Source organism: Bacillus cereus group sp. BfR-BA-01355, from assembly GCF_022663675.1.
GTDB classification, from domain to species: domain Bacteria; phylum Bacillota; class Bacilli; order Bacillales; family Bacillaceae_G; genus Bacillus_A; species Bacillus_A thuringiensis_S.
The window spans coordinates 1-17,940 of the sequence record NZ_JAKUFY010000057.1 but is presented as its reverse complement, the minus strand read 5'-3'; the positions used below and the strand labels follow the sequence as shown (position 1 = coordinate 17,940).

The window sequence follows — 17,940 nt, the reverse complement described above, 5'->3', positions numbered from 1 at the left end:
TACATTGAAAAAGCCAAGGAAAATATCCTTGGCTTTTTTAACTATGCATCCACCTTTTGTATTTCTTCACTCTTTCTTGAAAGTTTACCTGGCCAAAAAGCAAATCGGCCTAACACAACTGTAATTGCGGGTACAAGTAACGGTCTTACGATAAACGTATCTAGTAATACGCCAATTGCAGTTACAATACCAAATTGAACTAATACTTGAATTGGAAGTGTACCTAACACTGCAAAAGTTCCTGCTAAAATTAAACCTGCCGATGTAATAACACTACCTGTTTGTATTACACCATTTTTTACTGCATCCAAGTGATTTTGTGTCTTTCTGTTTTTCCATATTTCTGAAACCATAAAGATATTATAATCTTCACCTAAAGCAACTAAAAATACGAATGCGTACAACGGTATCGCACCTTGAATGGCCGGCGCTCCCATACCGTAATGAAGCAATATCCATCCTGCTCCTAACGCTGAGAAGAATGATAAAACGACAGTTACAATTAAATAAATCATCGCAACAACCGATCGTAAGTAGACAAGTAATAGTAAAGCGATAATGCTAATCATTACTGGAATAATTACTGATTCATCACGTTCAGTAATTTGCTTTGTATCATATAATGAAGCTGTTTCTCCACCAATCCACAATTGATCTTCAGTATTACGAATCCCAGCATCTTTTAATACTTTTTCTACATTACTTTTCAATTTAGGAATTTGATCTAACGCTTCAATTGAGTATGGATTTTCCGCTAAAGAAACTTCATACATTTGTATTTGCTTATTTTCTTTTCCCTCTTTTGGCTCTTTCACTGTATTTACGAAAGAAAATTTCTCTAGTTCTTGTTTAATAGGAAGCTCTTTTCCTTTCGTATCAACAACCACTTTTACTGGTGCTAGTTCACCAGCTGAGAAATGATCACTAATTAACGTAAACCCTTCACGAGAAGGCATATCCTTTGGAAACGATTCTAATAAGTCATATGTGTATTGAATACGTGGTACGAACGAAGCCAATCCACCTAATACAAACACAGTTAGCATAATTATTGTCCACGGTCTTCGTACTACTACATCTCCAAGTTTTTTACTAAAGGAGCCTTTTGATTTTTCAACTTTTACAGCCCTCTTTTTCTTTCTTGCAAACTCCTCATTCATTGAAGTTGTTCTCGGTATAAACGGGAAAAATGCAATCCTACCGAAAATTAATAATAGTGCTGGTAAAATGGTTAAAGCCGCGATTCCCATTATAAATACAGCAACACTAAATGGTACTGCAAATCGATGAAAGGCACCATAATGAGCAAGTAGTAATGTTCCTAATCCAAGTACAACAGTTAACGCACTCATTATTATTGCACCGCCAGAAGCTTTAATCGCAAGTTGTAATGCTTTATATTTACTTTCTTCTTCTAACAAGTACTCTCTATATCTTGAAATTAAAAATAGACAATAGTCCGTTCCAGCACCAAACAATAATACTGTCATAATTGATATTGCTTGGGCATCTACTTTAATCCATCCGTGATCAGCTAAAAAACCGAGTGTAGGACTAATGATACCGTATGCAAAGCCAACAACAAGTATAGGTAAAATTGCTAAAATTGGCGAACGGTAAAGCAAAATTAATAGGACCAAGACTAATAATACAGTAGCCACTAACAATTTCACATCTGCTTGACTAAATAAACTAACTGCATCCGTTTGAATACCTACAGGCCCAGATAATCGAACATGTAAACCAGATTCACTTATTTTTTGTTTAAATGGATCTTCATCCACCTTACTATTCACTATTTTTCCAATCTTTTCCAGATTTCCTTTTAATATATCCGTACCAGCAGATTTATTAAAGAATACCGGTGTAACAAATGATGTACCATCTTTTGATGCACTTTTTGATAATACTTGCTCTGGAATTGTATCAAATGGCGGTAACGTTGATTGTTCTTTTAAAGGATTAGCTTTTAACTCTTTATAAACGTCTTGTATGAGTTTATAATCCTGTGACTGTAATCCACCATCTCTATACCATACTACTAACAACGGATTCCCTGCATTATTCGGAAACTCTTTTTTCATAAGCGCTTCCGCTTGCTGTGACATAGCTGTTTCAGGTAAATTTTTTGGATTCGGTTCTTTCGTACTGTTTACTTGTGGTAACGTAAATGAAAGTAATAATGTAATAAGAACCCACACCGATAAAGTGATCCATTGCGTATTTTTCCCTGCTACAAGCCTCCCTAACATATGTAACGGGTGCTTTTTCATAAAAACCCACCTTCCTTTTTTCCTTCATTATTAATTATATATACTGGTAGGTTAATTAATCAAGAATGATTGAAAATTATGTTATAATTATCTCAAGAATAAATGTCAGGAGCGAATGGATTTGGAACAAAAACAACGTCCTCTCGGAAGGCCACGGCAAAATAAAAATACAAAATCTACAAAAGAAACCATTTTAGAAGTGGCAACTCGCTTATTTCTTACACAAAATTATCAAGTCGTTTCTATGGATGAAGTCGCAAAAGTTTGTGGTGTTACGAAAGCAACCGTCTACTATTACTATTCAACAAAAGCCGATTTATTTACCGCTACTATGACCCAAATGATGATACGTATACGAGAGAATATGTCTCAAATACTCTCTACAAACAAAACTTTAGAAGAAAGATTATTAGACTTCGCCAAAGTTTACTTACACGCAACGATGGATATTGATATGAAAAATTTTATGAAAGATGCTAAACTGTCGTTATCTGAAGAACAATTGAAGGAATTAAAAAATGCTGAAAATAATATGTATGAAGTGCTAGAAAAAGCACTCGATACTGCGATGCACATCGGAGAAATTCCGAAAGGAAACGCTAAATTTGTGGCTCATGCTTTCGTATCTTTATTATCAATTGGGAATTTTAAAGATGAAAATCACAATCCTATTCTGGCAAATATAGATGAATTAGCACAAGAAATCGTTTCTTTTTATTGGAATGGGTTAGGTCATTCATATTAAACTGATTTACTTTAATAAAAGAGCATGTTTAATTTTTTCAAACATGCTCTTTTATAATTTATTTATATACTAATAACCAGATTATACTTCAACGTCACTTAACAAAAAACTCCATTTTAACTTTACAAATTTTGAAGTTGAACATTTATATTCTCCTTACTTAATCCCCCATGGTAACAAACTACAGATTCAATATGTAAATTTAAATACTTCTTCAAAGACTGCTTTGCTTCCTTAATATTTATAGTTGTTGGGGCGTGAATTCCTCCTAACATCCCATTCACACTATACATAGAGTCTCCTGCAATAAGAATTTTACTTCGTTTCAAATATAAACTAATATGACCCGGAGTATGCCCTGGAGTATGAAGAATTAGTATTCCACCGCAATACGGAAGTTCTTGCCCGTCAATCACAGTATCACTCACTTTTCCTTTTGGTCGGTTCTCTACATTTCCATCCTTCAATAAAGGCAAATCCCCCTCAATATATGGCTTATCTAATTCGTGCGCATAAACCTTAATATTATTTCCACAGCGCTGCAACAACTCCGGAAGACTACCTATATGATCAATATCCTAATGCGTCAAAATCACGACTTTTAACTTATCAAATGATACCCCAACCTTTTCCATCTCTACTTGTATATCTTCAATTTGTCCTGGGAAACCCGTATCTATTAATACTGCCATTTCATCATCCCATAAAAGAATTGGATGAATAACAAATTCTTGAAATTCAAGTTGTAACATTTCTATCTCTTTAGCAATCTCCATACAGCCATTCTCCTTTATACTGAAGTTTGAAAATATGTACGAGTAAACTGAAAATATAAAGTCAAACTTTAATCCGTGGGGGTTTTACTGCCCGGCAAATAGCGGGATAAAGCACCTTTATCTTATAATATGTTTTGTCATCCCAATAGAGAATGCTTCAAACCCTATAGATTCATAGTAAGATTGCAATTTTTCTACACACATAAGTTGTGGAATAACCTTGTTTTGTTCACAGTGCTGGATTAATCGTTTCACTATTTCTTTTCCGATGCCACTAGACTGATATTTTGGCAATACACCAACTCCACAAATAATGCCTGTTATGACTCCATCTGATATGACACGCCCCATCCCTACTAACCTCTTATCATCAAAAACATAAATTGCATACCAACTTTGCTTACACATTTGTTCTAACTCGTTAACCGTTAATTTAAGAGAATTCCATCCTAAAGATTCGTATAAGGATAATAATCCATTAAAATCTGTAGGATGTTCACTTGTGTGGCGTATACTATTTTCCATGTAAATACTCCCTATTCTCTGGCTTGTTTATATTTCATAAAATTCCCTTTACACAAATCTGATCGATGTAAAAATAACTAGAACAAACTTCAATAAGAAAGATAGAATTCCTTCTCAATATAAAATAAAAAGAAGTTATCTCACTTAAGATAACTTCTTTTATATAAGACTCTCATTATATTATCAACCAAAAAATATACAACTGCATACGATTAGCACAAACAAAACTAATAAACCATTTGAGAAATAACCCATTGAATACTACCCCTTTATTAAATTATGTAAAAGATTTTATCATAAAATGATTTACAACTTAATAACTGAAAAAGACATTGCATTCATTAGTTATATATGTTAAGTAATATTTTATTTTCGGTTATATTCTCGTTCCCTGAAAGTGCTTATCATACTCTTCTACTTCCGTTCATATAAGTTCAAAATATTAAATAATAAATCAAGAAGACCTCCACCTTACGAGGTCTTTTTTACTTATTTTCCAAATACACTAATTGATTCTTCCTCAATTACAAGTAAACAATTAGCATATTACATGATTTAATATCCCAATAACCAATTCAACTCTATTAATTCGGTTCGACCTTAATATCCCCCTTTTATTCCAAAAACTCAATAATCGTTTCACATACTTTATCCGTCTCCTCGATATCTGGGAAATGTCCACTATTTTCAAATATAACAAGTTTACCATTTTTCAATTGTCTCGTTATTCTATAACTCATTCCTACACCCGTGTTATAGTCATGCGCTCCAACTATGACACACGTATCAATTTCTAAACCTTTAATACGCTCAATAAGCGGTAAAGATGATTTTGTTCCAAAAATAACTTTACTCATCTTCCCTGTATTACTTAACTTACTTTCCTCCCAAAACCTTCTATTTAGCTTTGCAAATTCTTCATTTTTAAACAATAGTCGATCTAAATTTTCTGTATCAACTATACTCCAAACTTGATTATACCTTTCTTTTAAAGGAATTTCTGACTTACTTATTATCAATATTTGTTCTTTCATTTCCCCTTTCGTTACTTGTAGAAAACCTTCTATCTGCACAGTATACATATCATTAAAATCATCTAACGATGGTGCTTGTAATACCATTTGTTCAACATTTTTTGGATATTTCAAAGCATACTCTAAACAAAGTTGTCCACCAAAAGAATATCCTAACAAATTTATCTTCTCTACATGTAATTGCTTTCTTAATTCCTCTAAATCTTCGACTAGAGTATTGATTGAGTACTCACCGTCATCTTCTGGTGCCTCACTTCGTCCGCAACCTCTTTGTTCGTAATAAACTACAGTCATATTTCCTTCTAACTTCAAACCAAGCGTTCTTTCGAATACATAATGATTACCACCTGGACCACCATGTACTATAATAAGAGGGACTGTATTATGAGCTGTCCCTGCAACTTTACACCAATGCATAATCCCATTGATTTTCAAATAGTGTACACCATCTTGCAACATTAACTGATTCATTTATCCTATCTCCCTATAGCTCACTTATTACTATCTAGATGTATAAGTTCTGACCATTCACACTTTTTCCCTTTATATTCTTTAGACCCTACCCTTTCTTATATGAATAGCTTTCTTATTCGAAAATAGATTTTTAAAAATTCCTACTCCCACAATTAATAAACCTATACCAACTAATTTATTTACTTGAAATGGAATACTCTCCATTCCAAATAATCCGAATGTATCAATGCATAACGCAACGACCAATTGAGTAATAAGACTAATTAGCACCGTATATGCTGGACCTAAGCTCTTTATTGCACCCATTATACAAATAATTAACCCGATGCCAAACAGTCCACTTACATAAAACAAATAATTTGTAGTATACACTTTAATGTTAATACTGTTTTCTGTAATGATATAAAATAGAATAGAACTAATGAGACCTATTCCAAGGACACATGTAGTCGTTAACCACTGTCCTACATTTTCATTTACTTTTGCATTAAAAACAGATTGTACGCTAATTAATATTCCTGCTAATATAGCTAAACTAAATCCAATCAAAATCTTCCTCTCCCTTTCATTGCTCATATATATTATCTTTAGCGACTTCCTTCATTCTAGAAAAATCTTTAATGACAATAACTCCATTACTCTTTTCAATTAATTTATCATTATAAAATCTTTGTAATACCCGAATTACGTGCCTATAACTTACCCCTATAAAGTCTGCAATACTTGTTACCGAAGTCGTATCCAAATCCCCTTTGTACATATTCCCGTTACTATCTGTTGAAATTGAAAGTAAATAACTAGCTACACGTACTTCTACAGGATAAAGTAAATTAAGAGCAGTAAAACGAGTCGATATTTTTAACGTGTTCGCAATGTTTTCAAGTAAGAACTTCATAAATATAGGATCATGTAATAACTTGTTTCTAATAACCGTATTAGAAATGGAGATAGCTATAACATCTGAACAAGCTTCAACGACATTATGTGCTTTGCTATTTTGAATTAATTCAATATCACCAACAATGGCCAATGGATTGATAAAGCGAAGGATTAGTTTCTTTCCTTCTGATGTAATCGTGTAAACTTTTACTTTACCTTTAACAACAAAATATAAACGATCCATTTCGTCATCTATATTGCAAATAAGCTCGCCTTTTTCAAAGTAATTTAATTGAAAATAAACTGTATCTATTTCTGAAAAAATCTCGAGCGTTTTATTGGTTCTCAAATAATGCGTAATTAAACCTGATTTATCCTCCATATTCATTTCTCCTTTCATTTACATATTAAATACAACAATACCTATAATCATTACTATTGTTCCCACAATATGATATCTCTCCATCTGTATCTTTTTTATATGAAACAGTCCTTTCATTTCAATAACTGTTGCCGTTAACAATTGAGCAACCATTAGTGTGCCAGCTGTCAATGTAACTCCTAGTGAATATATCGCCATCGTTTCTGCACAAATAATGAATCCACCAAATGCACCCGCTGCTAAATATACTTTTTTCACACTCTTTAAATCTGTTACTTTCTCTTCTTTCTTTAACAAAAATACAGTTGTTGCAATAAGGAATCCAATTAAATGGGTTATAATACTCGTCGACCATATACCGATATGTGAACTAAGTTTCGCATTAAAGGTTCCTTGAAGTGTTATAAATATCCCCGCAAAAACAGCAAATATAATACCTTTCAAAAAATCATCTCCTCATCTTTTATTTCTGACTTAATTAAAAGCTATAATCCTATAATGGCAAAAGGACAAATGTCACATCACTATGAAAATAACTTGGAATGAACAAAAAACACACCTCAAAAATGCGAGATGTGTTTATCTTTATTATTTATATATAAAATTTTATAAATTTGAATTACGCTACATTAAAAGATTTCTTTTTCATAACAAACTTTGCAAATAAGAAACGTACAAGCGGTCCCATAATAATTAATTGTAATGGATATGCCATTATGAAATTTTTAATAAAAATCGAAAAATAAATTGAAACAAATGAAGCTCCTTGTAGTCCACCATGTAAATGCATCATAGCCATACCGAAAAATGACATAAAGAACACCATTCCGATTACCATAGTTGTCGCCATCGCAACGATAATATTTATTTTCTTAGATTTATCAAATGGCAACATGAATACAATTTTTTTCGCACAAGGTCCAACGATACATATTTCAATTAATAGCGCAATAATAAAGCCAATTAATAGTTCTAATGCAATCTCTTTAATATAAATTGGTCCTCCTGTTTCATTCATTAGTAAATTGTAAAACGTCATTACGATAACCATCCCAAGGCACATCATCATACCAAATTGGAGGTTTTCTTTTCTTGTTGTTGGCAAAATTCATCATCCTTTCTCTTTGAGTCTTTGTCATTATATCGATATTGAAACCCCCTTCGTAAGTGAACATTTTGTGAACAAATTTAAAACGTTTTCATGTATTTTCTTTACTTTCAACTCAAATTCTCACTTTTACTTATAAAGGTTTTATATATTTCAATGTTGAATTACTAAATTTAACATTGCATTACATTATTACTAGGAGGATAACCATGAATGAACAAGGATTTTTCGTATATCATATCGTAACAAAGAAAAAAATGCATATCGGACAAATCATTCCTTTTAACAAAAATCAACACAATACTCTATATCACTTCTTTTTTGAAAGAGAACAATTAAATGCTAATGGTGAAGATGGCATACAAATTTTAAATAAACACTATAAAAATAACGAATTACATATAAATAATGAAAATGCTAAAGTAGTCATGAGTTATATGGATCAAACAATTAGAGCAGCTAGAGAAACAATTGTAGAAATGGTTAGACTACAAGAATTCCCTGAATATCCTTCCAGATTATCTTGTTTATACGCTGCAAAAAGCTATGAAGATGCTTTAAAATGGAAAGCATTATTTGATTCTTACAATCGAGAAGTTTTACAGATTGTTAAACTACAAGTAATCGGAAGTTCTTTTGAAGGTGACGGGAATCTTTTACCAAAAGAAGATGGTATTCCTTTTTCTCAAAAAATCGAACAAGCTAGAGAGTATTGGAAAGGAAATATTAGAAATGAACTTCCTGAGCTACTGATTAATGGAGAAATTGAAGTGGTGGAAATTATTGATGACTTCTCCTCAATTCATATTTAATTTCTAACTAAATCATATAGGATGGAGATTACAATGAAGAAAAAAGTGTACTTCAATCATGATGGCGGCGTAGATGATTTAATTTCATTATTTTTATTACTTCAAATGGAAAACGTTGAGCTTACCGGTGTATCTGTTATCCCAGCAGACTGCTATTTAGAACCCGCAATGTCTGCCAGTCGTAAAATTATCGATCGCTTCGGCAAAGGTAATATTGCAGTAGCCGCTTCAAACTCTCGCGGGCAAAACCCGTTTCCAAAAGACTGGCGGATGCATGCATTTTATGTAGATGCTCTACCAATTTTAAATGAGTCTGGAAAAGTTGTAACACCCGTGGTGGCAAAACCCGCGCATCATCATTTAATAGAAACGCTTCTACAAACGGAAGGAAAAACAACTTTATTATTTACTGGGCCCCTAACTGACCTTGCTCGTGCATTATATGAAGCTCCCATAATCGAAGATAAAATTGAACGTCTCGTTTGGATGGGTGGTACATTTCTTACAGCAGGCAATGTACATGAACCAGAGCATGATGGAACAGCTGAGTGGAATTCGTTTTGGGACCCTGAAGCAGTGGCTCGTGTATGGGATGCAAAAATTAAAATCGACTTAGTGACACTAGAAAGTACAAACCAAGTTCCGTTAACTATAAACATACGTGAACAGTGGGCAAAAGAACGAAAGTATATTGGTATGGATTTCCTTGGTCAATGCTATGCAATGGTCCCCCCTCTCGTTCACTTCTCAACGAACTCTACTTACTATTTATGGGATGTACTAACTACCGCGCTTGTCGGAAACACTAACCTTGCAAAAACTGAAACGATTAATAGTATCGTTCATACATACGGACCAAGCCAAGGACGTACAGAGGAAACTGCTAATGGACGACCTGTAAATGTCGTTTACGATGTAAAACACGATGTTTTCTTTGAATATATTACTAAATTAGCTAAAAAAGCTGCTACTTAAAACCTCAATAACACGAAAAAATTTATTAAGAATGATATACTTTAATTAATATAACATGAGGTGATAAGATGGATTATGAGTTACTAAAAGAACGAATAGAAATTATAACTTCTAGAATTAAATACATAGGTGGTGAAGTTCAAGAAGTTTGTATAGATGAACCATCTTCCCTTGAACAAATAATCCAAGTAGAAGAAAAACTGGGTATTAAACTACCAAATAGCTTCAAAAAAGTACTTTTAGAGTTCTCAGGAAATTTTAGCTTACGCTGGTTTTTACCTGACGATGTAGAGCTACCAAATGAATTTACTGATATTTTTTGCGGAACACCCCACTGGAGTTTAGAAAGTCTTTCTGAATTCGAAAAAGAACGTAAAGACTTGGTTGACGAGGTTTTTTCAAATCTAGATGATGAATATGATGTAGTTTGGCACAACAAATTAGCATTTTGTGAAGTGGGAAATGGAGATTATTTAGCATTTGATATGAAAGATAATATAGATGCTCCGATAATTTACCTAAGCCACGACGATGGAGAAGGACATGGGTATAAGATTGCGAATAATTTCATTGAATTCATTGAGAATTGGTCAAGAGTAGCTTTTGTAGGATGCGAAGATTGGCAGTGGTTACCTTTCACTACCAGTTTTGAAAGTGGTATAAATCCAGATGATGAACCAGCCAAAAAATTTAGAAATTGCTTGGAACTTAATATTTAAAAGAGTATTGAATTAAATTTCAATACTCTTTTTGTGCAGTATAATGCTATTTGATTAGAGCTATGTTTTACAGGTTAACCATTTCATAACCATTGACAAAATACGTTATTGTTTCTAACTCATCTTCATTTAATTCCCTATCTAGTTCTTGTTTATACACTGCCTTTATCTTCTCTTCATCGCCTTTATGAATTTCTGTATAAGTTCCTACTGTTTTTAACATACGAATCTCTTGTAAAAACTCCTCTCGATTTATCGCTTCCCCATGAGAAAGAATATATGTCTCAGCATCAAATTTCTCTAATTCATCTATCAATTTAAACGTTCTTTTCGTCGTATAGTTCCACTTCGAAGAAAAAATATCTGCATATATACAGTCTCCTAAAAACAATATCTTTTCTTCTTTTATGTACATAACAACAGAATCATGTGCATGATCTCCGCCCACATGTTTTAACACGCAGGTCACTTCACCAAGGTCTAATTCCATTTGATCCTGGAACGTTAAGGTTGGAGGAATAATGTTAATATTTCTCGCTTTTTCTTCAAACTCTTTCTTGATGCAATCCGCACAAAATTCAATTTCAGTACCCTCTTTTACGCGTGCGTCCAACGCTTCATCTGTCCATTCATAAGATACTATTGCCTGCATTTCTTTTTTCGTTTCAGCGTGCGAAATAGTTAATGCATTCCGTAATACAGATAATCCAAAAATATGATCCCAATGCCAATGCGTTAGTGCTACAAAATCAGGATTCGATACATTTTGTTCTTTTAACATTTCTAAAAATAATTGTGCATGTTCTTCTGAATTCCCTGCATCAATCATTAAAGTTTTTTCTTTTCCAACAACCATTCCTAATATAGGTCTATCCGTTTCAGAAACTGGTGTCATATACCAAAATGAGTTTCCTATTTTTTTAATTTGTTGCATAACCAATTCCCCTTTTCATTTTCTCACTTAAATTTAATATATAAATTATAACGAATCACTACTTTTTTCTCTATACTCAAACACAATTACTTGGACTAATCCAACTTAATTTTTCGTAAGCTAAAAATAAGGGAATAGAATCGGAGTGTGATACTATGGAACGTTTATGGATCCCAATGATTGTAACATTTTTTTCGTTCGGTGGATTACTGTTAGGTGGTGCTGTTGGAGTAGCAACACGCCAACTCATTGAAGAAAAGATGCATCGTTTATACGCATTATGTGGTGGTATTTTATTCGGGTTATTATCACTTGAAATTATCCCTGAAACATTTTCAAGCTATGAAATAATTGGGCCTATACTTGGTATAGCCATCGGTATTTTAGTTATGAGCTTATTAGATAACTATTGTCATCATCCAATGATACATAAAAAAGATCAACAAGCATGGCAAACCTTCCTTTTTCTCTCTTTCGCTATATTTATTCATAATATACCTAGTGGATTTGCGTTAGGTACAGCTTTTATAAATCATAATGACTCTGCCATTCCCTTTTTAATAGCAATCGTCGTGCACCATATTCCAGAAGGATTAGCTTTAATTATTCCATTTCTTTTTACAAAGCATAAATATATTTCCTTTTTATTAACGACTTTATTACTTTCTCTTATTCTCGGTACTGGTACGGTTTTTGGAATTTTGATGGAAGGAAAAGCTCTTCACCTGCAAGGCCTCATTATGGGAAGCGCTATTGGTTCACTTGGATATGTCACAATTCATGAAATGCTTTGGAAAGCTAAGAAACAGCTCTCTTTCCTTACATTTCTAATGTGGGCAACTAGTGGTTTTCTCCTAATAATAGCGTTTACTCTACTAGCTGGACATCACTAAATTAAACAAAAAAGATAGCTGAAAACAATTTGTCTTCAGCTATCTTTTTTATTCTTTCTATCTCTCTATAGAAAGAATAATTCCAGCAATCATAGAACTAAGTCGCTCTAAAATATTCCCTAGAAAAAACGTGCATACACTTTGTTTCGAAATAACTGTAGCATTTCTTTCATACTTCGGGTCGTTTCTCTTAATAAAACATTATCATTTTAGTAATTTATTGGAAATAACATTATGTTTTTCGACCATTATCAATCTTTTCCTTCTTTATAAAAAACATAAAAAGAGCCCTATTTTCAAAACAAGGACTCTTTTCATAAACTATTTAGCTACCTCTTCTTTCGGCATTACCATCCCTTTATAAAGTTGAACAGTTATCCAGTAATAGATGAAATAAATGACTAAGAAGATTCCTATTGGCACCCACACTTTTACAAACGGATCAACTAATATAAAGCTGAATAAGTTAAGCCCCACTAAAACGTGAGAGATGCCAATGATTGCTGGGAAGATAAATAAATATGAAATTTCTTTATATATACTTTTCGTTAACATACTACGTCTTACGCCGATTTTTCGTAACATTTCATAACGGCGTACATCACGAGAAGCACCTGTTAATATTTTGAACATAAGGGAACTCGCCATCATTGCTAAAAAGGCAATTCCGAGGAAAAATCCCATAAACATTGTTCCGCTCATGAAGCTGTTCATAAACTGATAAATTGTCATTTTCGTAAATAAGTCTACCTTTGCACCTGTTGCTTTTTCAATTTGTTCTTTTTGTCTCTTGTCTATTTCGATCAATAACGGTTTATATTTTTTCATATCATCTACTTTTGCTAATGTTACAGTGTGTTCTGTTCCTTGAATCCCTTTATAATGCTCTTCGTCTGCAATTCTTACTGGTTTTCCGCTAAATTGATTATGCGTAATTTGTATCTCTCTTACAACTGCGTCTTCCCAATCCTTTGGCATTTGAGGGAATTTTGCTAATTCAGGAGCCTCTAAAGCTGAATATACAGGTTCAGTTAAAGGTTCAGTCACACGTTTACGAACAGGCTCTTTTAAAGTTTTTGTATCAAAATGGTCTGAAACAAGTGGTGGTTTCGCAGTTAAGTCGTTACGTAAATAATAAACCGCTTCTCCATCTACTTTATATTTGTAATTGCTCTCTTCAACAATTTCCATTTCTTTCAAGGCCGCTTTGTCTTGATCATTCGGATCATGAATTACAACATCATATACACGAGAAAAGTCTGTCATAATACCTACATTTTTTTGGAACGCCATACCTGCAGTCATCGCACCTGCTCCTAATGCAATTAACATCGCTACAGTACCTAATACTCTCGATAAACTATTTACTCGAAAGCGTAGCTGTGCATATGTAAAACTATTTAGACCAATTTCATTTCGTTTTTTATTCCCTTTAATTTTCATCACAAAAAATGGGAGTAATGAACTAAAGATAAAATATGTGCCAAGTGTTGTAACGATGGTTGCTATAATAAAACCTAATTCAGCATATATTTTTACATTGATCATAAAATAGTACCCTGTACTTACCAGTAATACACCAAGTACTGTCATTATAATAATGCGAGTTTTACTTTTCTTCACTTCATCTAGTGTTTCATCTTCACGAATTAACTCTAGTTCAGTTTTACGTAACAATCGGACGCTGTTCATTAAGCCAGTAATGAAAAATAGTATTAAGAAGAAAATAGCTGTAACTAAAATTGCTGGTGTGTATACAGATGCGTAACTACCTTTTGCTGAAATTTCCATTCCATTCATTAAAAAGTTTCCTGCTACACTTGCAAGTAACATCCCTACTACAATACCGATAATAATACTTACAATCCCCATACCGAATGTTTCAATAAATAATAACTGTGCTACTTTTTTCTTTTTCGCACCAAGCATCATGTACATACCGAGTTCTTTTCTTCTTAACGTGAGCAAGAAAGAGTTGGCATATATAATATAAAATACAGTAATGAAAGATAATAGTATTGCACCTACCCAAAAGACGAGTCTAATACTACTAATTAGGCTATTATCTTTCGTAAATTCACTATTCATCGCCATCGTTTGGAACATGTAGAAAATACTAATACTAATAACGAGACCAATAAGTAAAACCATATAATCTTTTAACATCTTTTTCATACTATGACGTGATAATTTAAATAACATAGTTTCGCCCCCTACTTAGACTCAGCAGCTGAGCCCATATGAGCGAGCACACCTAAAATGTCTTGATAGAAATTCTCTCGAGTGCCTTGACGATTTAATTCTTTATAAAGAAGACCATCTTGAATAAATAAAATACGCTCACAATAACTTGCACTAAATGCATCGTGTGTAACCATTAAAATACTTACATTGTGATTTTCATGTAAATCTTGCATCGCTTCTAATAAACTTTTTGCGTTTTTACTATCAAGCGCTCCTGTCGGTTCATCTGCTAATACAATTGCCGGATTATGTACTAAAGCTCTTGCCGCCGCTGTTCTTTGTTTTTGTCCTCCAGAAACAGCAGTCGGATATTTTGTTAAAATTTCAGTGATGCCTAATTTTTTTGCAACGTCATTTACCTTTCCAGTAATCTCACTGGACGGTACGCCTTGCAAAGAAAGTGGTAAAGCGATATTTTCATAAATTGATAAATTTTCTAGTAAGTTAAAATCTTGAAAGATAAAACCTAATTTTTGAGATCGAAAATCTGATAATGCATTACCTTTCATAGAAGTAATATTTGTTCCAGCTATCGTCACACTACCACCTGTCGCCTGGTCAAGTGTACTTATCACATTAAGTAAAGTCGTTTTTCCAGATCCAGAAGGCCCCATAATCCCGACAAATTCTCCTTCTTTAATACTTAACGATACGCCCCTTAATGCTTTTGACTGATTCTCATTTCTTTTCCCATACGTTTTTTCTACACTTTCTACAGTAACTACATTTGTTGACATCTCTTTCACTCCATCCCTTTTGTATAAAATCAATTTCTCACATATTTCTTATTATTTTGTCATGTGAATTCTTAAGAATTTTTTAATTATGCATTCAATAAGAGTTACATCCGTAACATGAACCTATTTCCTACTTCATATTCTCATTTTTCTACAACTCATTCCCTCGATTTCGCTTACATTTACCTTACATTTTTGTAAGATAAAAAAGAAAACACACTAATTTTTAATAGTGTGTTTTCTTTACAATCAATATTCTCTATTCTTTATTTCCTCTTCAATCCTTGCCACAAATACATCTAGCACAACAACTTCTGACTTCTCTTCCCCATATTTACGTACATTTACAGCTCCGCTTTCCATTTCCTTATCCCCAATAACAAGAAAATACGGTACTTTTTGCATTTGTGCTTCTCTTATTTTATATCCTAATTTTTCATCTCGTGCATCCTGTTCAACACGAACTCCAGCTTGTGCTAATTTATGTGCAACCTCACTGCAATATTGTTCATGTACTGCATTTGAAACCGGAACTACTTTCACTTGAACTGGTGCCACCCATGCCGGGAACGCACCTCCAAAGTGCTCAATTAATATTGCTAAGAAGCGATCTAATGACCCTAAAACTGCCCTGTGAATAACAACTGGTCTTTTCTTATCATTATTTTCATCTATATAATTTAAATCAAATTTCTCTGGCATTTGGAAATCAAGCTGGATTGTTCCGCACTGGTGACTTCTATTTAAAGCATCTTTAATATGAAAATCAATTTTCGGCCCGTAAAATGCACCGTCACCTTCATTTAGTCTATATTTATAATTTAGCGATTGTAATACATTTTCTAATGCTGCTTCTGCTTGCTCCCATAATTTATCATCACCCATTGAATCTTCTGGACGAGTAGAAAGCTCTACTTCATATTCGAATCCAAAAGTTTTATATACGTAATCAATTTGCGCCATTACGGATTTAATTTCATCTTCAATTTGTTTTGGAGTTACAAATAAATGTGCATCATCTTGGCAGAAAGTACGTACTCTTAATAATCCGTTTAACGCACCACTAAATTCATGACGATGTACTTGACCAAATTCACACATACGAATCGGTAATTCACGATAAGAATGCAATTTATTTTTAAACATAAGCATGTGCCCTGGGCAGTTCATCGGTTTTAATGCAAAACTTTTATTATCTACTTCAGAGAAATACATATTATCTTTATAATGTCCCCAGTGCCCTGATCTCTCCCATACTTCTTGGTTCATCATGAACGGAGTGCGTACTTCTTGATAATTGTACTCTTTTTGAATTTCTCTTGAAAATGCTTCCAATTCGTTTCGAATAATTTGTCCTTTCGGTAAATAAAACGGCATTCCCGGAGCCTCTTCAGAAAACATAAATAACTCAAGCTCACTTCCCAACTTACGATGATTTCTTTTTGCTGCTTCTTCAACGAAATGTAAATACTCTTCTAATTCTTTTTGAGAAGAGAATGCAACACCATATATACGCTGAAGCACTTGGTTATTACTATCACCTCGCCAATATGCACCGGAAACGTGAGTTAATTGAAATGCTTTCAAATAACCTGTAGATGGTAAATGTGGTCCTCTACATAAATCTACAAATTCACCTTGTTTATATAGTGTTACACTTTCTCCACTAGGAATTGCTTCTAAAAGTTCTAATTTCAAACTATCATCTATTTCTTGAAACAGCTTAGCTGCTTCTTCTCGAGAAACCTCAACTCGTTCTATCTTTATATTTTCATTTATAATCTTTTTCATTTCTTTTTCGATTTTTCGTAAATCTTCTATGTTTACACTACTTGGAAGATCCATATCATAATAAAATCCATTTTCAATAACAGGCCCTACTCCAAGATTTATATCACCATACAATCTTTTTACAGCTTGCGCTAAAATATGTGCCGCAGAGTGTCTTGCAATTTCTACACCTTCATTTGAATCTATAGTAATGATTTCCACTTCCGCATTTTCTTCAATATTTCGGCGTAAATCATATAATCCATCATTTACTTTCCCCGCGACTGCTTTCTTTTTCAAACTACTGCTAATGGATCCAGCAATTTCTTCTAAAGTAACTCCATTTACAAATTCTTTCACGCTACCATCTGGAAATTTAATTTCAATCATTTGTTCTTTCATTTTTCATCTCTCCATTTCATAATAAAAAGCACACTCATCCCTAAAATAGGGACGAGCGTGCTTATACCCGTGGTTCCACCCAGATTCCCATTGTAAACATACAATGGCTTCTTTTACGGTAACGTCGTTTATACGGCACTAGATACTTAATTTCCCCAGTGCAGCTCTAAGGTGGTAAGTTATTTTTCTGCGTTAGGAAGTTCTCAGCTTTCCTTCCTTCTCTGTATAACCGGGTAAAATAACTCGTGTCCTTTTCTT

At 33.3% G+C, this 17,940-nt stretch carries 16 protein-coding genes and 2 pseudogenes; 5 read left to right on the top strand and 13 right to left on the bottom strand.

Annotated features, from left to right (window positions below; translation table 11 throughout):
• Positions 1 to 41: 41 nt before the first annotated feature.
• Complete coding sequence (locus MR167_RS18645; protein WP_242315214.1) at positions 42 to 2,273, bottom strand: MMPL family transporter; 2,232 nt, start codon at positions 2,271 to 2,273, stop codon at positions 42 to 44.
• Positions 2,274 to 2,394: 121 nt separating this feature from the next.
• Here MR167_RS18645 and MR167_RS18640 point away from each other — a divergent pair, with 121 nt between their 5' ends.
• Entirely contained in the window at positions 2,395 to 3,018 is a 624-nt protein-coding gene (locus tag MR167_RS18640) for a TetR/AcrR family transcriptional regulator (protein WP_242315212.1), read from the top strand.
• A 122-nt stretch (positions 3,019 to 3,140) separates the two neighbouring features.
• Here MR167_RS18640 and MR167_RS18635 read toward each other — a convergent pair.
• The 7 genes and pseudogenes from MR167_RS18635 to MR167_RS18605 all read right to left on the bottom strand — a co-directional run bounded on the left by MR167_RS18635 (position 3,141) and on the right by MR167_RS18605 (position 8,193).
• Positions 3,141 to 3,794: pseudogene (locus MR167_RS18635) on the bottom strand (MBL fold metallo-hydrolase).
• 117 nt (positions 3,795 to 3,911) lie between these two features.
• Positions 3,912 to 4,319 (bottom strand): GNAT family N-acetyltransferase, encoded by a 408-nt coding sequence (locus tag MR167_RS18630; RefSeq protein WP_000431724.1) that lies wholly within the window; start codon positions 4,317 to 4,319, stop codon positions 3,912 to 3,914.
• 614 nt (positions 4,320 to 4,933) lie between these two features.
• Positions 4,934 to 5,824 (bottom strand): alpha/beta fold hydrolase, encoded by an 891-nt coding sequence (locus tag MR167_RS18625; RefSeq protein ID WP_001072686.1) that lies wholly within the window; start codon positions 5,822 to 5,824, stop codon positions 4,934 to 4,936.
• Positions 5,825 to 5,905: 81 nt separating this feature from the next.
• Positions 5,906 to 6,376: a DMT family transporter gene (locus MR167_RS18620; protein WP_242315211.1), complete on the bottom strand. Its 471-nt coding sequence runs from the start codon at positions 6,374 to 6,376 to the stop codon at positions 5,906 to 5,908.
• A gap of 16 nt (positions 6,377 to 6,392) precedes the next feature.
• Entirely contained in the window at positions 6,393 to 7,088 is a 696-nt protein-coding gene (locus MR167_RS18615) for a Crp/Fnr family transcriptional regulator (RefSeq protein ID WP_000389684.1), read from the bottom strand.
• Positions 7,089 to 7,106: 18 nt separating this feature from the next.
• Positions 7,107 to 7,532 (bottom strand): DMT family transporter, encoded by a 426-nt coding sequence (locus tag MR167_RS18610; protein WP_000676020.1) that lies wholly within the window; start codon positions 7,530 to 7,532, stop codon positions 7,107 to 7,109.
• 175 nt (positions 7,533 to 7,707) lie between these two features.
• Complete coding sequence (locus tag MR167_RS18605; RefSeq protein ID WP_001143403.1) at positions 7,708 to 8,193, bottom strand: DUF2798 domain-containing protein; 486 nt, start codon at positions 8,191 to 8,193, stop codon at positions 7,708 to 7,710.
• A 212-nt stretch (positions 8,194 to 8,405) separates the two neighbouring features.
• On the opposite strand from MR167_RS18605, the gene MR167_RS18600 reads away from it, so the two are divergent.
• The 3 genes from MR167_RS18600 to MR167_RS18590 all read left to right on the top strand — a co-directional run bounded on the left by MR167_RS18600 (position 8,406) and on the right by MR167_RS18590 (position 10,702).
• On the top strand, positions 8,406 to 9,008 hold the full coding sequence (locus MR167_RS18600; RefSeq protein WP_001005235.1) for a DUF2441 domain-containing protein: 603 nt from the start codon (positions 8,406 to 8,408) through the stop codon (positions 9,006 to 9,008).
• Positions 9,009 to 9,029: 21 nt separating this feature from the next.
• On the top strand, positions 9,030 to 9,983 hold the full coding sequence (locus tag MR167_RS18595; RefSeq protein ID WP_141481238.1) for a nucleoside hydrolase: 954 nt from the start codon (positions 9,030 to 9,032) through the stop codon (positions 9,981 to 9,983).
• 68 nt (positions 9,984 to 10,051) lie between these two features.
• Positions 10,052 to 10,702, top strand: a complete 651-nt coding sequence (locus MR167_RS18590) for an SMI1/KNR4 family protein (protein ID WP_242315210.1) — start codon at positions 10,052 to 10,054, stop codon at positions 10,700 to 10,702.
• A gap of 67 nt (positions 10,703 to 10,769) precedes the next feature.
• Here MR167_RS18590 and MR167_RS18585 read toward each other — a convergent pair whose 3' ends face one another.
• Positions 10,770 to 11,636 carry an MBL fold metallo-hydrolase gene (locus MR167_RS18585; protein WP_136997242.1) on the bottom strand — a complete coding sequence of 289 codons (867 nt, stop codon included), beginning with the start codon at positions 11,634 to 11,636 and terminating at the stop codon, positions 10,770 to 10,772.
• 155 nt (positions 11,637 to 11,791) lie between these two features.
• On the opposite strand from MR167_RS18585, the gene MR167_RS18580 reads away from it, so the two are divergent.
• Positions 11,792 to 12,529 (top strand): ZIP family metal transporter, encoded by a 738-nt coding sequence (locus MR167_RS18580; RefSeq protein WP_000440612.1) that lies wholly within the window; start codon positions 11,792 to 11,794, stop codon positions 12,527 to 12,529.
• Between the two features lie 72 nt (positions 12,530 to 12,601).
• Here MR167_RS18580 and MR167_RS18575 read toward each other — a convergent pair.
• The 4 genes and pseudogenes from MR167_RS18575 to thrS all read right to left on the bottom strand — a co-directional run.
• Positions 12,602 to 12,702, bottom strand: a pseudogene (locus MR167_RS18575) (MFS transporter); the annotation flags it as partial.
• Positions 12,703 to 12,850: 148 nt separating this feature from the next.
• Positions 12,851 to 14,731 (bottom strand): FtsX-like permease family protein, encoded by a 1,881-nt coding sequence (locus tag MR167_RS18570; protein WP_000897903.1) that lies wholly within the window; start codon positions 14,729 to 14,731, stop codon positions 12,851 to 12,853.
• Positions 14,732 to 14,742: 11 nt separating this feature from the next.
• A complete protein-coding gene (locus MR167_RS18565; RefSeq protein WP_000106426.1) occupies positions 14,743 to 15,510 on the bottom strand; it encodes an ABC transporter ATP-binding protein in 768 nt (255 codons plus the stop codon).
• A 249-nt stretch (positions 15,511 to 15,759) separates the two neighbouring features.
• Entirely contained in the window at positions 15,760 to 17,682 is a 1,923-nt protein-coding gene (gene thrS, locus MR167_RS18560) for a threonine--tRNA ligase (RefSeq protein WP_242315208.1), read from the bottom strand.
• Between the last annotated feature and the right edge of the window lie 258 nt (positions 17,683 to 17,940).

Bases quoted from the DNA above. Each gene is read 5' to 3' on its own strand.
- MR167_RS18645 (WP_242315214.1), bottom strand. From the start codon at position 2,273: ATGAAAAAGCACCCGTTACATATGTTAGGGAGGCTTGTAGCAGGGAAA.
- MR167_RS18630 (WP_000431724.1), bottom strand. From the start codon at position 4,319: ATGGAAAATAGTATACGCCACACAAGTGAACATCCTACAGATTTTAAT.
- MR167_RS18625 (WP_001072686.1), bottom strand. From the start codon at position 5,824: ATGAATCAGTTAATGTTGCAAGATGGTGTACACTATTTGAAAATCAAT.
- MR167_RS18615 (WP_000389684.1), bottom strand. From the start codon at position 7,088: ATGGAGGATAAATCAGGTTTAATTACGCATTATTTGAGAACCAATAAA.
- MR167_RS18600 (WP_001005235.1), top strand. From the start codon at position 8,406: ATGAATGAACAAGGATTTTTCGTATATCATATCGTAACAAAGAAAAAA.
- MR167_RS18595 (WP_141481238.1), top strand. From the start codon at position 9,030: ATGGAGATTACAATGAAGAAAAAAGTGTACTTCAATCATGATGGCGGC.
- MR167_RS18590 (WP_242315210.1), top strand. From the start codon at position 10,052: ATGGATTATGAGTTACTAAAAGAACGAATAGAAATTATAACTTCTAGA.
- MR167_RS18585 (WP_136997242.1), bottom strand. From the start codon at position 11,636: ATGCAACAAATTAAAAAAATAGGAAACTCATTTTGGTATATGACACCA.
- MR167_RS18580 (WP_000440612.1), top strand. From the start codon at position 11,792: ATGGAACGTTTATGGATCCCAATGATTGTAACATTTTTTTCGTTCGGT.
- MR167_RS18570 (WP_000897903.1), bottom strand. From the start codon at position 14,731: ATGTTATTTAAATTATCACGTCATAGTATGAAAAAGATGTTAAAAGAT.
- MR167_RS18565 (WP_000106426.1), bottom strand. From the start codon at position 15,510: ATGTCAACAAATGTAGTTACTGTAGAAAGTGTAGAAAAAACGTATGGG.
- thrS (WP_242315208.1), bottom strand. From the start codon at position 17,682: ATGAAAGAACAAATGATTGAAATTAAATTTCCAGATGGTAGCGTGAAA.